The organism is Mesoflavibacter sp. (assembly GCF_964226795.1).
Classification (GTDB): domain Bacteria; phylum Bacteroidota; class Bacteroidia; order Flavobacteriales; family Flavobacteriaceae; genus Mesoflavibacter; species Mesoflavibacter zeaxanthinifaciens.
The window spans coordinates 259,182-276,959 of the sequence record NZ_CAXQQP010000008.1; the positions used below are offsets into that span (position 1 = coordinate 259,182).

Below are 17,778 nucleotides of genomic sequence, written 5' to 3' on the forward strand. Positions count from 1 at the left end.
CTTTTAATTTCATTTTAATAGATAGTATTACTCTAATGTATTGTTTGTTTTATCAATATCTGCCATTAGTTGTTTTGGATCTATTGTAATGCTTTTTATGGCGCTTTTTGGCTTGTTTATACTAAAACTATAGGTTGGATATGCCCAAGCCCAATCGTTTAATATTTTTACGTTTGAAGCTAACGGTTTTTCGCCTCTCATTATTCTTAAAGGAATATTATACCATTCAGACGTTCCGTCAGTATATTCTACTTCAATATCTAAAGGCATTGGCATTAAACCTTTACGCTCTAAATTTACTGTTGTTATGCTATTATTTTCTTCTGTAGAAGTTACCGCATAATCAATAGTATTAGTAGTTTGTGTCCAATCTATTAAGTACCAATCTAATTCTAAACCTGATACTTTTTCGGCAGTTCTAATAATATCAATAGGTCTTGGATGTTTAAAAGCAAAATCGTCAAAGTACTTTTTAAGTGTTTTTTTAAGATTGTCTTCACCTATTATGTAACCTAATTGAGATAAAAATACAGAACCTTTGTTATAAGCTGTTATACCATAAGCCATGTTAGTTTCGTAACGATCTGCATGTGTAGTTTGTGGTTTTTCTTTACCAGATTTTGCTAAATAAATGTAACCTCTATAAGCATTTGCGTTAGGAATTTCTTTCCCTTCGTTCATTACTTTATTCATCGCATGATCACTAATGTAACTTGTAAAACCTTCGTCCATCCACTCGTGTCTAGCTTCATTTGTCGCTAATAAAAATTGAAACCAAGTATGTGCTAACTCATGTGCTGTTACACCAACCAAACTACCAAAGCTACGTTTACCTGTAATTAAAGTACACATAGCGTATTCCATACCGCCATCACCACCTTGAATAACAGAATATTGATCATAAGGATATTTTCCTACGTTTTCAGAAAAATACTGCATTAACTCAACAGTTTTAGGTTGTAAGTCTTTCCAATATTTTAAGTTATCTGCCGGTAAATCTTTTTTGTAATAAAAATGAAGCATTGGACCGTTTGGAACTTGCATAGTATCGTGAATATAATCCGGATCTGCAGCCCAAGTAAAGTCATGAACATTAGGCGCTAAAAATTGCATAGTTTTTTTGTCGCCTTTAATTTCAGGTTCGCCTTGTAAGTAACCAGTACCGCCAACAACGTAATCTTTATCTATAGTTAAGTTAACTTCAAAATCTCCCCAAACACCATGAAACTCGCGTCCTATGTATGGATCTGCATGCCATCCTTCAAAATCATATTCGGCTAACTTAGGATACCATTGTGTCATAGAAAGTGCAACACCTTCGGCATTATTACGACCAGAACGACGAATTTGAACTGGTACTTGCGCATCAAAATCCATTGTAAATGTTACACTTTGTCCTGGTTGAATAGGTTGAGCTAACTCTACTTCTAATACAGTACCAACCGTTTCATAATTAATTTTTTTACCGTCTTGTTTTAGGCTATTTACGTTGATATAACCAATCTCGTTAGGTTTTAATTTACTTATACGATCGCCAACTCTAGAATCTGGATCTTCAATAGTACGAGAACGTACATCCATTTCGCTACCTGGTTGAAACGCATTAAAGTATAAATGATAAAACACTTTATCTAAAACGTCAGGTGAATTATTTGTATACACTAACGTTTGTTTTCCTTGGTATTGATAGTTGTTAACATCCATATCAATATCCATTTTATAATCTACATGTTGTTGCCAATATGTAGAGTTTTTTTCAGTTGAACTTTCTGAAGTTGAAACCGCTTGTTTTGTAGAACTACAAGCAGTTAAAAAACCGAAAGCAATGGTAAGAAGTAGTAATTTTTTCATTCTTTAAAAATTTAGTTGAAATAAAAAAGCCTCAACAGTTTTGGGTTGAGGCTTTTTGTATCTTTTTATGTATTAATTAGCAACTTGAGATGCCATAATTAAAGCATTGTAAGCGTTAACTATTTTTGCAGATTTACTAATATCTGATAGCGTTTTAACGTTATTAGCATCACCACCAACAATTACCTGAGATTTTACTGGTAAACCAGAATTCATGATAATTTGTTTTACTTGAGAAGCTTTTAAGTCAGGATATTGAGACCAGATTAAAGCAGCAACACCAGCAACTGCTGGAGCAGCCATACTTGTTCCTCCTTTAGTATCATATTCATTCTCTGGAGTTGTAGAGTATACTTTTGCTCCAGGAGCAAATACATCTACATTTTTAAGACCGTAGTTAGAAAAACTAGCAATCATTTTTGTACCATAACTAGGCGCTAAAGCACCAACGCGAATGTAAGTATCTGAAATCTCTACAAAATCTACATTATCATCAGGGAAGTTTGGTTCTACATCTACATCTTTACTATCGTTACCTGCTGCATGAACAAAAATTACGTTTTTATCACTAGCGTATTTAATAGCATCTCTTACCCAATCAGAATGAGTAGAATAGCTTTTACCAAAGCTACCGTTAATAATTTTTGCACCGTTGTCTACAGCATATCTAATAGCTTTTGCAATATCTTTATCATACTCGTCACCATTTGGTACTGCACGTAAAGACATGATTTTTACATTGTTTGCAACACCGTTAGCACCTAACCCATTATTACGTTCTGCAGCGATAATACCAGCAACGTGTGTACCATGACTTTCAGACTTAACAGAAGGCATTACGTTGTTGTTTCCGTAACCTGGTTTGTCATCAAAATCATCTGGATTATCTCCTGTTGTACGACCGTTAAAGTCTTTATTTAAGTTGTAGTTTACTTGGTCTGTAAAATACTCTACACCACCTTTTATTTGCTCTTTAGCTTCTTTCATAGACGTTAAACCATTTCCGTAGATAAAATTAGCAACACCAACAGCATCTTTTAGTGCTTGGTCTTCTGTATTGATTGCTTTAACTTCTTCTGCAGTGTAATCTTCTTTACCAAAATGCTTTGTTAACACATCGTGTGCTCCAGAAACTTGAGCGTAAATTTGGTCGTAGCGTTGTTTACCAGAAAGTGCTTCTTGATATTTTTTGTCTAGTTCTTCAACAGCTTCAGCATATCTTGGTATGCTAGCATTACCACTAGCTGCAATACGCGTCATTTCTAATCTTTCGTTGTATGCATCACCTAAAAAGTTCCATCCATGGATATCGTCTACATAGCCGTTTTTATCATCGTCAATGCCGTTTCCTGGTATTTCGTCTGTGTTTGTCCAAACTACGTCATCTAAATCTTCGTGTTCGATGTCAATTCCAGAATCGATTACAGCAACAATAATTTGTTGTCCTTTTTTTCCTTTAATAATTTCGGCGTAAGCCTTATCAACACTCATTCCAGGAATGGTGTCTTTAACTAAATCTAAATGTCCCCAATTATGTGCTTCTGCTTCTGTTAAAGGCGTTTCTTTAATTGGCGTATTGTCAATATTTTCAATTGGAGTTGAAAGGATTGGTGCATTACCACCACAGCTTGAAAGCACAACTGCTGCAAATGCAGACAGCATTAATGGCTTGTAATTAATTGTCATTGCTTTTTCTTTGTGTTTGTTTTGTTAATTAAATATATCGTTGCACGTGTAAGTGTCTTTTAATCGTACGCCTTTTTCGGTATGTTGTACGGTTATAATTTCGTTGTGTGCATCGTGTTCCAAAAATAAGTAATAATTATTATCTGCCGCTAGGTTTAAGAATTTTTCTTTCTCGTCTAACGTCAGTAATGGTCTTGTATCATAACCCATTACAAAAGGTAAGGGTAGATGTCCTACGGTAGGAAGTAAGTCTGCCATAAAGCAAATGGTTTTTCCTTTGTAATTGATCATTGGTATCATTTGCTTGTCTGTGTGTCCATCTGCAAAAAAGATGTCAAAGCCAAGTTCTGAATTTTTTAAAATATCATCTTGCGGAATACTTGTAAATTTTAAGTGACCGCTTTCTTCCATTGGTAAAATATTTTCTTTTAAAAATGAAGCAACTTCACGACGGTTAGGTTGTGTTGCCCATTTCCAATGGTCTTTATTGCTCCAAAAGTGTGCATTTTTAAAAGCTGGTTCTAATTTTGTACGGTCTTTATTGTAATTTATGCTTCCGCCACAATGGTCAAAATGAAGATGTGTCATAAATACATCTGTGACATCATCTGTAGAAAAACCTGCTGTTTTTAAAGATTTTTCTAAACTATCATCGCCCCAAAGATGGTAATAGCCATAAAACTTTTCACTTTGTTTGTTACCCATTCCTGTGTCGATTAAAATTAATCGATTACCGTCTTCAATTAATAAACAACGCGCAGCAATATCTATCATATTATTACTATCTGCAGGATTGGTTCTGGTCCATAAAGATTTTGGAACTACACCAAACATAGCACCGCCATCTAATTTAAAGTTTCCAGCATTAATGGGATATAATTTCATAAAAGAAAGATGATTTAAAAAGTCGCTGCAAATTACTAATTAAAGAAGAAAACTTAAGTCTTATTAGGGAATTATTAAGAAAAATAGAATAATTAAATAATTTGTTAAATTGACTTTGAATTAGATAACGTAATTTTTTATGTAATTGACTAAATTTGGGTTAAAATTTATAGCATAAATTTAAGAATTACTATTTTCACGCAAAACAAGTTTAAATGTTAGAATTAGCAGGAATAATCATTTTAGGAATATTAGCACAATGGGTAGCATGGAAGTTTAAAATTCCGGCAATTTTACCCTTAATTTTAATAGGATTACTGGTTGGTCCAATTGCTGCAGAATTTATAACAGACGATGGTTCTAAGTGGATAGAACCAATTTGGAACGAAAGAGAAGGCTTATTTCCTGGAGAAAGTTTATTCTATTTTGTGTCCTTAGCTATTAGTATTATTTTATTTGAAGGTGGACTAACCTTAAAGATGGCCGAAATAAAAAATGTAGGTCCTGTAATTACTAAATTAATTTCTATAGGGTCTATTGTAACATTTTTTGGCGCAGGTATTGCAGCACATTATATTTTTGAATTAAGTTGGGAAATTTCTTTTCTATTTTCTGGATTAATCATAGTTACTGGTCCAACTGTAATTACACCTATTTTAAGGAATATTCCTCTAAAAAAAGACGTATCTGCTGTCTTAAAATGGGAAGGTATTTTAATAGACCCAATTGGCGCTTTAGTTGCCGTATTAGTGTTTGAATTTATTAGTGTAGATGCTGGAGGCGAGTTTACCAAAACAGCCTTAATAGAGTTTGGTAAAATTGTGCTTTTTGGTGCTACATTCGGGTTTACTTTTGCACATGCTTTAAACTTTATTATTAATAAAAAATGGGTGCCACATTATTTACTTAACGTATTTGCTTTAGCAGCAGTTTTAGGTGTTTTTGTGCTATCAGATGCATTTGCACACGAGTCTGGATTATTAGCTGTTGTGGTTATGGGTATGGTTTTAGGTAACTCTAAATCACCATATTTAAAAGACTTATTATATTTTAAAGAATCGTTAAGTGTTTTATTGATTTCGATATTATTTATTCTTTTAGCAGCTAATATTAATTACAGTGATTTACTTTTAATCTATAACTGGAAAACCGTAATATTATTTGCAATTGTTGTGTTTGCAGTAAGACCTATAGGTGTATTTTTAAGTACACAAGGTTCTAAATTAAAACTGAATGAAAAACTATTTATTAGTTGGGTTGGTCCACGTGGTATTGTAGCTGCTGGTATTGCGTCTCTTTTTGGTTTAAAATTAGCCCGAAATGGTGTTGCAGGAGCAGAATATATTACACCATTAGTCTTTGTAATTGTATTAGGAACAGTACTTTTAAATGCCACAACAGCGCGTTTATTTGCTAAGTTGGTTGGAGTGTTTTTAACAAAATCTGGTGGAATTTTAATCGTTGGCGCCTCAAAAGTATCTAGATTAATCGGACATTATTTAGAATCTAACGGAAGACATGTTGTACTTATTGATAGTAATCAAAACAACATAAATAAAGCTAAAGAGTTAGGCTTAGAAGCCATCAATACCGATATTTATTCTCAAACTTTAATTGATAATATCGAATTAAATGACGTTGGTTATTTAATGGCATTAACAGGCAACAGTGACATTAATAAATACGCTATTAACAAATTTGGAAAACAATTTGGAGAAAACGGCGCTTTTAGATTAGTGTCTTCTTCTGAAATGGCAGATAAAAATAATAACCCAAAAGAAGGTTTATTTTCTCATACTGATGATTTTAATTCTTTATCTGAAGTGACCAGAAAATACCCTAGCATTCAAGAAATTGAAATAATAGATAAAGAACATTTAGACGACTTAATTAAGACAACTAATAATGATAAGGACATTATTCCTTTATTTATTAAAGATAATGAAGGCGAGCTACATATCATTTCATCTTACAATACCGAAATTACAGATGTAGAAAAAGGCTATCATTTAGTCTATCTAGGAAAACCTTTAGATGTCGAAAAAGTAGAAACAGTACAAAGCTCTTAAAAACAAAAAACCTTCAGTTAATATTGAAGGTTTTTTTTATATGTATAAGGTTTAAGTTTTAATCATTTAGTTTTAAAACCGCCATAAATGCCTGTTGAGGTATTTCTACATTACCGACTTGACGCATACGTTTTTTACCTTTTTTCTGCTTTTCTAAAAGTTTTCGCTTACGCGAAATATCTCCACCGTAACATTTCGCTGTTACATCTTTACGTAACGCTTTAATAGTTTCTCTAGCAATAATTTTTGCTCCAATAGCAGCCTGAATTGGAATATCAAACTGTTGACGTGGTATTAATTCTTTTAGCTTTTCACACATCTTTTTACCAATATGATAAGCATTATCTGCATGTATTAAAGCCGAAAGCGCATCTACATTTTGTGCGTTAAGTAATATATCTACACGTACTAATTTTGAAGCACGCATACCAATTGGATGGTAATCAAATGAGGCATAACCTTTAGAAACGGTTTTTAAACGATCGTAGAAGTCAAAAACAATTTCGGCTAATGGCATATCAAAACTAAGCTCAACACGCTCGGTAGTTAAGTAAGTTTGATTGGTAATTTGTCCACGTTTTTCAATACATAAACTCATTACATTACCAACAAAGTCTGCTTTTGTAATAATTGTAGCTTTAATGTATGGTTCTTCAACACGATTTAAAGTTGAAGGTTCTGGTAAATCTGATGGGTTATTAACAATAATAATTTCATCTGGATTTTTATTTGTAAACGCATGATAACTAACGTTTGGTACGGTTGTAATAACAGTCATGTTAAACTCACGTTCCAGACGTTCTTGGATAATTTCCATGTGTAACATTCCTAAAAATCCACAACGGAAACCAAACCCTAATGCAGCCGAGCTTTCTGGTTGAAATACTAATGATGCATCGTTAAGCTGCAGTTTTTCCATAGAGGCACGAAGCTCTTCATAATCTTCAGTATCTACAGGATAAATACCTGCAAATACCATTGGTTTTACGTCCTCAAAACCGCCAATTGCATTTTTAGTTGGGTTAGCAGCATCGGTAATGGTATCTCCTACTTTTACTTCTTTAGCTTCTTTAATACCGGTAATGACGTAACCAACATCTCCAGCTTTTATTTCTTTTTTTGGTAACTGTTTTAGTTTTAATGTACCAACCTCATCAGCACCGTAAGTTTTTCCTGTAGCGATAAACTTAATTTGTTGGTTCTTTTTAATAGAACCATTAATAACTCTAAAGTAAGTTTCTACACCTCTAAAAGGGTTGTAAACCGAGTCAAAAATTAAGGCTTGTAAAGGCTCATCTTCGTTACCTTTTGGTGCAGGAATACGCTCTATAATTGCTTTTAAAATATTGTCTACACCAAAACCTGTTTTTCCGCTAGCGTGAATTACTTCTTCTGGGTCACAACCTAATAAATCTACAATATCATCGGTAACCTCTTCTGGATTAGCACTTGGTAGATCTACTTTATTTAAAACAGGTATAATTTCTAAGTCATTTTCTAACGCTAAGTATAGGTTAGAAATAGTTTGAGCTTGTATACTTTGTGCTGCGTCTACGATTAGTAAAGCACCTTCGCAAGCAGCGATAGAACGAGAAACTTCATAAGAAAAATCTACGTGACCAGGAGTATCAATAAGGTTAAGTACATAATGTTCACCTTCATGAATAAAATCCATTTGAATGGCGTGAGATTTTATTGTAATACCACGTTCACGTTCTAAATCCATACTATCCAAAAGCTGATCTTGTTTTTCGCGTTCGGTAACAGAACCAGTGTAATCAAGTAACCTATCTGCAAGTGTACTTTTACCGTGGTCAATATGTGCAATAATGCAAAAGTTTCTAATGTTCTTCATAGTCCAAATATCTTCATTAAAAAAGATGTTGCAAATATAATGTAATTATTAAGGATTTAAATATATTTATTAATAAGGTAAATGATTGAAAATTGCGGTTTTTCCCACAAGGAAAAGTAATTAACAATTATTATCTTGCACGACCTATTAATTTTTAAATGAAATACTTAGCCAATATTTTATTCTATTTACTGTCTTTTTATGCTATTGGGCAAGAAGCGACCATTACTGGTCAAGTAGTAGATCAAAATAACCAACCACTATCTTTTGTTAACGTTTTAGTTACAGATGCATCAGATAATTCTATAGTAAAAGGAGCAAGTACAGATGAGTCTGGAAAGTTTATTATTACAGGATTAGACTTTAAAACTTATATTTTGCAAGCTTCTTTTTTAGGTTTTGCAAGTTATACTGAAAATTTAACTATAGCTAACACGACATCTGTTAAAAATATTATTTTAAAAGATAGCACAGAAAATTTAGAAGAAGTTGTTGTTACAGCTAATAAACCAACCCTTAAAAAGGAAGCAGATAGATTAATTTTTAATGTTGCAAATACTTCTTTAGTAGAAGGTACAATGTTAGACGTCTTACGAAGCACACCAGGTGTTTTGGTTTTAGGCGGAAATATTTCTGTTAAAAACAGTACTCCTACAGTATTTATTAATGGCAGAAAAGTGCAACTATCTGCATCAGAAGTAACACAGTTGTTAGAAAACTCTTCTGCAAATAGCATTCAAAAAGTAGAGGTTATTACCAATCCTTCTGCTAAGTATGATGCAGAAAGCGGAGTTGTTTTAGATATAGTAATGACTAAAAACTTAATAACAGGTTACAGAGGTAATGTGTTTTCTAATTACACGCAAGGTGTTTTTCCTAGGTATAATGCAGGAATCAATCAGTTTTACAAAACCAATAAAGTTAACATTAACCTTAACTACAACTATAACCAAAGTAAGATTAACAGAGATAATATTAACGAAATAAACTATTTAGATAATAACAACGCTATTTCAGAAAATTGGTATTCTACTTTAAATAGAAATACAACTTCAAAAACACACAATGCAAATTTAAATTTTGACTATTTTTTAAGTGAAAGAAGTACGCTTAGTCTAACATCTAACTTTTTGTATTTACCTTATTTTGATTATTTGACAAGAGGAAATACAACAGTAAATGATTTACAAGGAACAAATAATTATAATTTTAATGTAAATAATAATTCTAGTGATGATAAATATAATCTTGGAGTAGATTTAGATTTTGTTCAAAAATTTAAAAATGAAAGTTCTTTAGCTATTAATGTACATATGACTAAATATGATTATGAGAGACACCAGCAAGTAGAATCTCAGTATTATTTTGTTAATAGTAACTCTAATTTTGACACTGCTTTTACAACAGATAATAATCAAACTACAGATATTATAACATCACAAATAGATTACAATACGGCATTAAGTGATAACTCTTCTTTGTCTACAGGAATAAAAACGTCTGTAATTAATACAGACAGTGATATTAGTCAGTTTGATATAGATCCAAATACAGGAAATACAACATTTAACAATCAAAATTCTGATACCTATCATTACGACGAGTCTATTTTTGCTGCATATTTAGACTATCAAATAGATTGGGAAAAATGGAGTTTTTCAGGAGGATTAAGAGTAGAGCAAACAGATATTGAAGGTCAATCTATAAGCACAAACGGATTAAACAACCAAGATTATTTAGAATGGTTTCCTACACTTAATTTAAGTTGGCAAACTTCAGAAAATATAAATCTATACACTAATTATAAACGTAGTATTAACAGACCAGATTATCAAGATTTAAATCCGTTTAATTTCTTTTTAAACGATAACACAATAGCAACAGGTAACCCTTTTTTACAACCAACATTTACCAACAAATTTGTTTTAGGAACATCTATAAAAAGCAGATATACTTTTGAATTTTACTACAAAGACATATCAGATCAAATACATGAAATTCCAATTCAAGACAATACTAACAACATTTTAATCTATCAACCAACCAATATTGGTAATGCAACAGATTTTGGTTTAGATTTTATAACATATTTTGATGTTTCAAATAGCTGGTCTGTTTATTTTGTAACATCTTTTTATAACATACAAGAAGAAGCTTTTTTAGACAATCAAATAGTTAAACAAGATCAATGGAGCAACTACTCTGTGCTTAGTAATGATTTTTCATTTTTAAAAGACAAAAGCCTATCTGCTAATTTTACAGTTATTTACACAAGTAAAAATTTACAAGGGTTTCAAACAGTAGATGGTCGTTTAATATCAGATTTGTCTATTAGTAAAAAGTTATTTAAGGATAAAGCAACATTGTCTTTAGCTTTTGCAGATTTATTTAATAAGCAAGATTTTACTGTACGCACTAAATATGGTAGACAAGACAATTATAACTTCCATAACCAAGATAACAGATATGTTAAGTTAGGTTTTAGTTATAAATTTGGTAATACAAGTTTACAGACTAACGAACGTACCAAAGATAAGAAAGAAAGAGACCGATTAGAGTAAGAAAACAATCTTAACTAATTAAAACGTTTTTAATATAAAAAGACCGTGTAACATATAGTTATATGGTCTTTTTTATTTAGGCTCAAAAGAGTTTATAATTAACATGGCATCATCAAAATATTTATCAAATAATTTTTCTTCCATTTGAAACGCTATATAATCTAATTTAGAGTCTCTAACATAAAAAAACTCTAATCGTTTAAATTTTTCTTTAAAAGATTGTCGCTCAATAGTAGATTCAATTTTATAGATATATTTAGAACCTTCTGGTAATTTAGTTAGTACATATTCTTTATTAATTTCTCTTGGTCTTAGGGTTCTACCATGTTCGTTTAAAGTATTTTCTACGCCATTAAATTTTTCAATATAGAAAGGGTTTTTATTTACAGAGATGTTATTCAATTCATCTTCGGGGTTTAGATCTTTTAATTTTTTTGGAGTCAAATTAATGTGACCAACACCTCCAAACCTAACCCATGTATTAGGATATTGTATCTTAAAATGACTGTGTCTTATAGTTTTTAATTTTATCTGGCTATTCTGTGTACCACAGCTAAAAAAGATAACGCAAAAAATAATGATGAGTTTTTTCATTTAGAAACTAATTTCTATAAATATAGTTTAATCTTCTTTGTCTTACAATTATTTAAAAAGATGTAATTTTGCCAAAAAATTGTAACGTGGTAAAAATAGGTAATATAGAACTTCCAGAATTTCCGTTGTTGTTAGCTCCAATGGAAGACGTAAGCGATCCGCCTTTTAGAAAATTATGTAAAGAGCAAGGTGCAGATGTGGTGTATACAGAGTTTGTGTCTAGCGAAGGTTTAATACGTAACGCAGCTAAAAGCGTTATTAAGTTAGATATTTACGAAAAAGAACGTCCTGTTGGTATTCAAATTTTTGGAGCTAATATGGATAGTATGTTACAAACCATAGATATTGTTTCTGAGTCTAAACCAGATATCATCGATATTAACTTTGGTTGTCCAGTAAAAAAAGTAGTTAGTAAAGGTGCTGGCGCAGGTATCTTAAAAGATATTTGTTTAATGGAACAATTAACTGCCGAAATGGTTAAGCGTACCAATATACCTATTACCGTAAAGACAAGACTAGGTTGGGATCATGATTCTATTAGAATTGTTGAAGTTGCAGAACGCTTACAAGACGTTGGTTGTAAAGCAATAGCGATTCATGGTCGTACACGTGCGCAAATGTATAAAGGTAACGCAGATTGGAAGCCAATTGCTGAGGTAAAAAATAATCCACGTATGCATATTCCTGTATTTGGAAACGGAGATGTAAATACACCAGAACGCGCAATGGAAATGCGTGACCAATACGGTTTAGACGGTTGTATGATTGGTCGTGCTACAATTGGTAATCCGTGGTTTTTTAAACAAGTAAAACACTTTTTTGAAACAGGAGAACATTACCGACCAATAACTATGCAAGAGCGTGTTGATGCGGCAAGAAGACACTTGCAAATGGCTATAGATTGGAAAGGCGAAACTTTAGGTGTTTTAGAAACCAGACGTCATTACACCAATTACTTTAAAGGTATTCCTCACTTTAAAGAATACAGAACAAAAATGGTAACTAGTGATCATTCTGTTGATGTTTTTGCAGCTTTTGATGAAGTAGAAGAACAGTTTAGTGATTATGTGTTTACTGAGTAATCTAACCTGTTTTTACTAAATTTCTATTTATTCTAGATGCAGCAATCTTAGAAGCTATGACGCCTAAAACTGTTAGGGTTAGCATTACAATAACAAAGTTTTTAAATTGTAAAGCAACAGGGTAAGGTAAAACTGGCGTTATCATAATTAGTTTAAAAGATAATTGTAATTGCACTAATGTGTAACCAATAATTAGTCCAATGATACCGCCAATTAATGTCATTAATATACCTTGATATAAAAATATTTTTCTAATATCTTTTACGCTTGCACCTAAGTTATATAAAGTGTTTAGTGTCTTTTTCTTATCTAAAATAGCCATTATAATGGTGCCAATAATATTGAAAAGCGCAATGATTAAAACTAAAGTGAAAATAAGATAAACCGCCAGATTTTCAGTATTTAACATCTTATAAATAGCATCATTTAATTGGTCTTTGTTTTTCACCAAAATATTAGGTCCTAAAACAGAAGCTATTTTATTTTTTATAGTGTCTTCATCTGCATTTTCATTCAGTTTAAACTCAATGCATGTAATTTGGTTATCGTTGTAGTTTAATAACTGCTTTGCTGTTTCTAAAGATGTAAAAATGTATTTATTATTTATTTCTTCATTAATATCATAAATACCAACATTAACTACTTTTACTTGGTTTATAGCTTGATTTTGAGATGTAATTTGACCTTTTCCTGGTTTTGGTACAGAAAGCGTCATACTTTTTCCGTAGTCGTTAGCGCCAACATTTAAATGTGTAGAAATGGTCCAGCCAACAACAGATTGTGGTGTTTCTGGATAAATCCAACCACCAATAGGAATAACAGATTCTATTTTAGTAACTTCACTAAAATTTTGATCAACACCTTTTATGTAAGCAGGATGATTATTGCCATCAAAAGTAGCGATAACACGTTCTTCAATAATTTTTGAAAAACTAGCAATACCTTTAATATTCTTTAAATCTTTAGCTTGTTGTTGAGACAGTGTAAACGATTTTCCTACGGTAGTTTCTGCTTTTAAATCAGGATCGATTATAGAGGTAAATTCTAAAGTAAACTCACGTAAACCAGCAAAACCAGAAAGTACAATAAATAAAGAAGCAGATCCTAATACGATACCAACCATTGCAATAATGGTTATAAAGTTTATAGCATTATTACTGCTTTTAGAACGTAAATAACGTTTAACTATGTACAGCGGAAAATTCAACTAAGATTTTTTTCGTTTGCCTAATAAATCTGGGTTTTCAATAGGATTATCCTCTCCTTTTAAAGACTTTTCAATTTTGTCAATATATTCTAAAGAGTCGTCTATATAAAACATTAGTTGTGGCATACGACGTAATTGATTTTTAGTACGTTGCGCAATTTCGTGTCTTATAAAAGGCGTGTTTGCTTTAATACCTTCAAGCAACTCTTTTCCTTTATCGTTAGGAAAAATACTTAAATATACTTTAGCATCTGTTAAATCTGCAGTTACTTTTACTTTAGATACCGATATAATTACACCTCTTAATCCGCCTTTAGTAGCAGCACCTTGTAGTACATCTACCAAATCTCGTTGAAGTACCGAAGCTATTTTTTTTTGTCTTTGACTTTCTTCCATGCTACAAAAATAGTTGTTATTACAAGAATATATTACTTTTAAGACATATTTAAGCAAATATTAGATCTAAAATACGTTAAAAAATGGAAAAAATTGAACATATTGGTATAGCAGTTAAGAGTTTAGAGGATTCTAGCAAACTTTTTGCAAAACTATTTGGTAAACCACATTATAAAGTTGAAGCTGTAGAAAGTGAAGGCGTTAGCACATCTTTTTTTGAAGTTGGACCAAACAAAATAGAACTTTTAGAAGCAACAAAACCAGATAGCCCAATTGCAAAGTTTATAGAAAAAAAAGGTGAAGGAATACATCATATTGCTTTTGCGGTTAATGATATTGAAAAAGAAATTAAGCGTTTAAAAGAAGAAGGTTTTACAGTTTTAAATGAAACACCTAAAAAAGGCGCAGACAATAAGTTAGTAGCATTTTTACACCCAAAAACAACTAACGGAGTTTTAATAGAACTTTGTCAAGATATCAAGTAATTTAAAAAAGGTTTGCAGTATTTTAAAAATAGTAGTAATATTGCACTCCAATTTCGGGTCCTATAACTCAGTTGGTTAGAGTATCTGACTCATAATCAGAAAGTCCCTGGTTCGAGCCCAGGTGGGACCACTTCTAGAAATTGAAAAGCTTCACAGTTTTGTGAAGCTTTTTTTATTTTCGTTTTAAATATTTTTGATAAAAGTATTTAAATAAAAAGGACGTTATCATATCGTTAAATATGTATTTTAACGATAAAATTTGCACTTGAAAGATAAATTTTAAGTAAAAACTGTTTAAAAAATTTTGTTAGCAGTCTTTTTTTCATACATTTACAACCGAATTTCTCTCAAGTTCAATAAAAAAATAATAGCCCTAATGTTATTTATGTTTTTTAACCTAATTTTGGCTCAGGCGCAAACACCGCCACCACCGCCACCACCATTACCACCGCCACCTGGTTTACCAGTAGATAATGGTATTGTGTTTTTAATTGTTGCTGCTCTTATTTATGGTGTGTATAAGGTTATAAAACACAAACAAAGCTTAAGCGCTTAGTTCGGTTAAGCGTTTTACATATTTTCCTATTACATCAAATTCTAAGTTTACTACAGTTCCAACTTTAAAAGTTTTAAAATTTGTATGTGCAAAAGTGTAAGGTATAATTGCTACACTAAATCTGTTTTTTTGAGAGTTTACAACTGTTAGACTTACACCGTTTACAGTTATAGATCCTTTTTCAATAGTTACATTATTTAATTTTGGGTCATATTCAAAAGTAAATAACCAACTGCCTTCAGTTTCCTTTACATCAATACAAGTTGCTGTTTGATCTACATGACCTTGCACGATATGTCCATCAAGTCTTTCACCTAATTTCATTGCGCGCTCAAGGTTTACGGTACTATCAACAATTAAATTACCGATATTTGTTTTATCAAGTGTTTCTTTTATGGCTGTTACAGTATACTGGTTATTGTCAATAGCAACAACAGTCAAGCAAACGCCATTATGGGCAACACTTTGATCTATTTTTAGCTCATGAGTAATTTCGCTTTCAATAGTAATATGTAAATTATCTTTTTCAGTAACAAGATTGGTTACTTTACCAAGTGTTTCAATAATTCCTGTAAACATAAACGTAATCGTTATTATTTGGTTAAATTTGTTGCAGGTAAAATTACAAACAATAGTTAGTTTTATTAATGAAGAAAGAAGAAAATATTAAAGTAGGAATTTCAATTGGAGATTTAAACGGGATTGGTTCAGAAATCGTTCTTAAGATATTTGAAGATTCAAGAATGTTAGATTTTTGTACTCCAATAATTTTTGCTTCAATTAAAACAATGAGTTTTGTAAAAAAACATTACAAAATTGATATAAACCTTAATGGCATTAATCATATTAATCAAGCAGTGATAGGTAAAGTTAATGTGCTTAATTGTTGGAAAGAAAATGTTAACATATCCTTTGGAAAAGAAGATAAAACCATAGGAGAATATGCTATAAAATCTTTACAAAAAGCTACTAAAGCTTTAAAAAGTGACGAAATAGATGTGCTTGTAACAGCACCAATAAATAAAAGTAGTATACAATCAGATACTTTTAAATTTCCTGGACATACAGACTATCTTAATCAAGAGCTAGAAGGTAACAGTCTTATGTTTATGGTCAATGGAGGATTAAGAGTAGGATTGTTAACAGATCATGTACCTGTTAAAGATGTATCTAAACATATAACAACAAAACTAATTGAAGATAAAATAAATACAGTACACGATTCTTTAATTAAGGATTTTAAAATTAATAAACCAAAAATTGCTGTATTAGGTATTAATCCACATACAGGAGATAATGGAGTTATAGGTAATGAAGATGATAAAATTTTACGACCAGCATTAAAGAAAATTAAAGAAAAAGGTAAGTTAGTCTTTGGACCATACGCTGCAGATAGTTTTTTTGGTTCCAACAATTACCAAAATTTTGATGCAATAATAGCATCATATCATGATCAAGGTTTGATACCATTTAAAACGCTTTCGTTTGGTCAAGGTGTTAATTATACAGCAGGATTAAACAAGGTAAGGACATCTCCAGATCATGGAACTGCTTTTGAAATAGCAGGAAAAGGACAAGCAGATATTGGGTCTTTTAAAGAAGCTATTTTTACGGCAATAAAAATTTTTAATAACAGAAATGAGTACGCAGAAATAAGTAAAAATCCTCTACCTTTCTCTAAAAAAAAGATATAAACAAAAAAATGTTTATAAGTCTTTATAAATAAGAAGATTTTTGTATATTTGCAGGCTCAAAATAGATGTGAGAATGAAGCAATTAAAAGAATTTACAATACAGTTTGTAGGTTTAAAAGAAGGAAAACATCATTTTGATTATAAAATAGACCAAACGTTCTTTGATCATTTTGACTATGAAGAGTTTAACTCTAGTAATATAAATGTAGATGTTACTTTAAATAAAAAATCTACTTTATTAGAATTTCATTTTGAAGTTTCAGGAGATGTAAACGTTAACTGTGATGTAACTAACGAACCTTATGACCAACAAATATCAAACACATTTGATTTAGTTGTAAAATTTGGAGAAGAATATAACGATGAAAACATTGATATATTAATAGTGCCACATGGTGAGTATGAAGTAAACATACAACAATACATTTATGAAACTATTGTGCTAGCAATACCAAGTAAACTAGTACATCCAGGAGTAGAAGATGGAACATTAGACTCAGAAATACTCAAAAAGTTAGAAGAATTAAGTCCAAAATTAAAAGATAAAAAAGAAAAAGAAGACGAGATTGATCCTCGTTGGAATACATTAAAAAAACTATTAACGGATAAATAATAATATAAAATGGCACATCCTAAGAGAAAAATCTCGAAAACTAGAAGAGATAATAGAAGAACGCATTACAAAGCAACTGCGCCACAAATTGCAACTTGCCCAACAACAGGTGAAGCTCACTTATATCACAGAGCTCACTGGAGTGAAGGAAAATTATATTACAGAGGTCAAGTATTAATAGACAACTCAGTAGAAGAAAACGTAGCATAATTTATTATGCACGCATATAAGAAACGCTCACTTG

General features: G+C 31.3%; 16 protein-coding genes and 1 tRNA gene. 9 read left to right on the plus strand and 8 right to left on the minus strand.

Going from position 1 to position 17,778, the window contains the following annotated elements; all coding sequences use genetic code 11:
- Nucleotides 1-27: 27 nt before the first annotated feature.
- The 3 genes from ACEQT4_RS08125 to ACEQT4_RS08135 all read right to left on the minus strand — a co-directional run bounded on the left by ACEQT4_RS08125 (nucleotide 28) and on the right by ACEQT4_RS08135 (nucleotide 4,422).
- Nucleotides 28-1,851 carry a M1 family metallopeptidase gene (locus tag ACEQT4_RS08125; RefSeq protein WP_370226915.1) on the minus strand — a complete coding sequence of 608 codons (1,824 nt, stop codon included), beginning with the start codon at nucleotides 1,849-1,851 and terminating at the stop codon, nucleotides 28-30.
- Between the two features lie 72 nt (nucleotides 1,852-1,923).
- Nucleotides 1,924-3,537: a S8 family peptidase gene (locus ACEQT4_RS08130; RefSeq protein ID WP_370226917.1), complete on the minus strand. Its 1,614-nt coding sequence runs from the start codon at nucleotides 3,535-3,537 to the stop codon at nucleotides 1,924-1,926.
- 24 nt (nucleotides 3,538-3,561) lie between these two features.
- Entirely contained in the window at nucleotides 3,562-4,422 is an 861-nt protein-coding gene (locus ACEQT4_RS08135) for an MBL fold metallo-hydrolase (RefSeq protein ID WP_370226918.1), read from the minus strand.
- Between the two features lie 215 nt (nucleotides 4,423-4,637).
- On the opposite strand from ACEQT4_RS08135, the gene ACEQT4_RS08140 reads away from it, so the two are divergent.
- Nucleotides 4,638-6,491 carry a sodium:proton antiporter gene (locus tag ACEQT4_RS08140; RefSeq protein ID WP_027879362.1) on the plus strand — a complete coding sequence of 618 codons (1,854 nt, stop codon included), beginning with the start codon at nucleotides 4,638-4,640 and terminating at the stop codon, nucleotides 6,489-6,491.
- A 58-nt stretch (nucleotides 6,492-6,549) separates the two neighbouring features.
- Here ACEQT4_RS08140 and lepA read toward each other — a convergent pair whose 3' ends face one another.
- Nucleotides 6,550-8,346 (minus strand): translation elongation factor 4, encoded by a 1,797-nt coding sequence (gene lepA / locus ACEQT4_RS08145; protein WP_027879363.1) that lies wholly within the window; start codon nucleotides 8,344-8,346, stop codon nucleotides 6,550-6,552.
- A gap of 158 nt (nucleotides 8,347-8,504) precedes the next feature.
- On the opposite strand from lepA, the gene ACEQT4_RS08150 reads away from it, so the two are divergent.
- Complete coding sequence (locus tag ACEQT4_RS08150) at nucleotides 8,505-10,907, plus strand: TonB-dependent receptor domain-containing protein (RefSeq protein WP_370226920.1); 2,403 nt, start codon at nucleotides 8,505-8,507, stop codon at nucleotides 10,905-10,907.
- A 72-nt stretch (nucleotides 10,908-10,979) separates the two neighbouring features.
- On the opposite strand, the gene ACEQT4_RS08155 is transcribed toward ACEQT4_RS08150, so the two are convergent.
- The gene (locus ACEQT4_RS08155; protein WP_370226921.1) at nucleotides 10,980-11,501 is read right to left on the minus strand and encodes a hypothetical protein; all 522 of its coding nucleotides are present in this window, start codon (nucleotides 11,499-11,501) and stop codon (nucleotides 10,980-10,982) included.
- An 86-nt stretch (nucleotides 11,502-11,587) separates the two neighbouring features.
- Here ACEQT4_RS08155 and dusB point away from each other — a divergent pair, with 86 nt between their 5' ends.
- Nucleotides 11,588-12,583 carry a tRNA dihydrouridine synthase DusB gene (gene dusB, locus ACEQT4_RS08160; protein ID WP_106680957.1) on the plus strand — a complete coding sequence of 332 codons (996 nt, stop codon included), beginning with the start codon at nucleotides 11,588-11,590 and terminating at the stop codon, nucleotides 12,581-12,583.
- Between the two features lies 1 nt (nucleotide 12,584).
- On the opposite strand, the gene ACEQT4_RS08165 is transcribed toward dusB, so the two are convergent.
- Both ACEQT4_RS08165 and rbfA read right to left on the minus strand, forming a co-directional pair.
- On the minus strand, nucleotides 12,585-13,790 hold the full coding sequence (locus tag ACEQT4_RS08165; RefSeq protein ID WP_370226923.1) for an ABC transporter permease: 1,206 nt from the start codon (nucleotides 13,788-13,790) through the stop codon (nucleotides 12,585-12,587).
- A complete protein-coding gene (gene rbfA, locus ACEQT4_RS08170) occupies nucleotides 13,791-14,186 on the minus strand; it encodes a 30S ribosome-binding factor RbfA (protein WP_106680851.1) in 396 nt (131 codons plus the stop codon).
- 83 nt (nucleotides 14,187-14,269) lie between these two features.
- Between rbfA and mce the strand changes: the two genes are divergently transcribed.
- The 3 genes from mce (at nucleotide 14,270) to ACEQT4_RS08185 (ending at nucleotide 15,227) form a co-directional block, all read left to right on the plus strand.
- Entirely contained in the window at nucleotides 14,270-14,671 is a 402-nt protein-coding gene (gene mce, locus ACEQT4_RS08175; protein ID WP_370226924.1) for a methylmalonyl-CoA epimerase, read from the plus strand.
- 56 nt (nucleotides 14,672-14,727) lie between these two features.
- A tRNA-Ile gene (locus ACEQT4_RS08180) sits at nucleotides 14,728-14,801 on the plus strand.
- Nucleotides 14,802-15,056: 255 nt separating this feature from the next.
- Complete coding sequence (locus tag ACEQT4_RS08185; RefSeq protein WP_370226926.1) at nucleotides 15,057-15,227, plus strand: PID-CTERM protein-sorting domain-containing protein; 171 nt, start codon at nucleotides 15,057-15,059, stop codon at nucleotides 15,225-15,227.
- On the opposite strand, the gene ACEQT4_RS08190 is transcribed toward ACEQT4_RS08185, so the two are convergent.
- A complete protein-coding gene (locus ACEQT4_RS08190) occupies nucleotides 15,216-15,806 on the minus strand; it encodes a riboflavin synthase (RefSeq protein WP_370226927.1) in 591 nt (196 codons plus the stop codon). The genes ACEQT4_RS08185 and ACEQT4_RS08190 overlap by 12 nt on opposite strands.
- Nucleotides 15,807-15,874: 68 nt before the next feature.
- Here ACEQT4_RS08190 and pdxA point away from each other — a divergent pair, with 68 nt between their 5' ends.
- From pdxA to rpmF, 3 genes are all read left to right on the plus strand, one after another.
- Nucleotides 15,875-16,921, plus strand: coding sequence for a 4-hydroxythreonine-4-phosphate dehydrogenase PdxA (gene pdxA / locus ACEQT4_RS08195; RefSeq protein WP_370226928.1), 1,047 nt, complete (start codon nucleotides 15,875-15,877; stop codon nucleotides 16,919-16,921).
- A 73-nt stretch (nucleotides 16,922-16,994) separates the two neighbouring features.
- Nucleotides 16,995-17,534: a DUF177 domain-containing protein gene (locus ACEQT4_RS08200; RefSeq protein WP_027879373.1), complete on the plus strand. Its 540-nt coding sequence runs from the start codon at nucleotides 16,995-16,997 to the stop codon at nucleotides 17,532-17,534.
- A 9-nt stretch (nucleotides 17,535-17,543) separates the two neighbouring features.
- Nucleotides 17,544-17,744, plus strand: coding sequence for a 50S ribosomal protein L32 (gene rpmF, locus ACEQT4_RS08205; protein WP_370226930.1), 201 nt, complete (start codon nucleotides 17,544-17,546; stop codon nucleotides 17,742-17,744).
- Nucleotides 17,745-17,778: the final 34 nt, after the last annotated feature.

Bases quoted from the DNA above. Each gene is read 5' to 3' on its own strand.
- ACEQT4_RS08125 (WP_370226915.1), bottom strand. From the start codon at position 1,851: ATGAAAAAATTACTACTTCTTACCATTGCTTTCGGTTTTTTAACTGCT.
- ACEQT4_RS08130 (WP_370226917.1), bottom strand. From the start codon at position 3,537: ATGACAATTAATTACAAGCCATTAATGCTGTCTGCATTTGCAGCAGTT.
- ACEQT4_RS08135 (WP_370226918.1), bottom strand. From the start codon at position 4,422: ATGAAATTATATCCCATTAATGCTGGAAACTTTAAATTAGATGGCGGT.
- ACEQT4_RS08140 (WP_027879362.1), top strand. From the start codon at position 4,638: ATGTTAGAATTAGCAGGAATAATCATTTTAGGAATATTAGCACAATGG.
- lepA (WP_027879363.1), bottom strand. From the start codon at position 8,346: ATGAAGAACATTAGAAACTTTTGCATTATTGCACATATTGACCACGGT.
- ACEQT4_RS08150 (WP_370226920.1), top strand. From the start codon at position 8,505: ATGAAATACTTAGCCAATATTTTATTCTATTTACTGTCTTTTTATGCT.
- ACEQT4_RS08155 (WP_370226921.1), bottom strand. From the start codon at position 11,501: ATGAAAAAACTCATCATTATTTTTTGCGTTATCTTTTTTAGCTGTGGT.
- rbfA (WP_106680851.1), bottom strand. From the start codon at position 14,186: ATGGAAGAAAGTCAAAGACAAAAAAAAATAGCTTCGGTACTTCAACGA.
- mce (WP_370226924.1), top strand. From the start codon at position 14,270: ATGGAAAAAATTGAACATATTGGTATAGCAGTTAAGAGTTTAGAGGAT.
- ACEQT4_RS08185 (WP_370226926.1), top strand. From the start codon at position 15,057: ATGTTTTTTAACCTAATTTTGGCTCAGGCGCAAACACCGCCACCACCG.
- ACEQT4_RS08190 (WP_370226927.1), bottom strand. From the start codon at position 15,806: ATGTTTACAGGAATTATTGAAACACTTGGTAAAGTAACCAATCTTGTT.
- pdxA (WP_370226928.1), top strand. From the start codon at position 15,875: ATGAAGAAAGAAGAAAATATTAAAGTAGGAATTTCAATTGGAGATTTA.
- ACEQT4_RS08200 (WP_027879373.1), top strand. From the start codon at position 16,995: ATGAAGCAATTAAAAGAATTTACAATACAGTTTGTAGGTTTAAAAGAA.
- rpmF (WP_370226930.1), top strand. From the start codon at position 17,544: ATGGCACATCCTAAGAGAAAAATCTCGAAAACTAGAAGAGATAATAGA.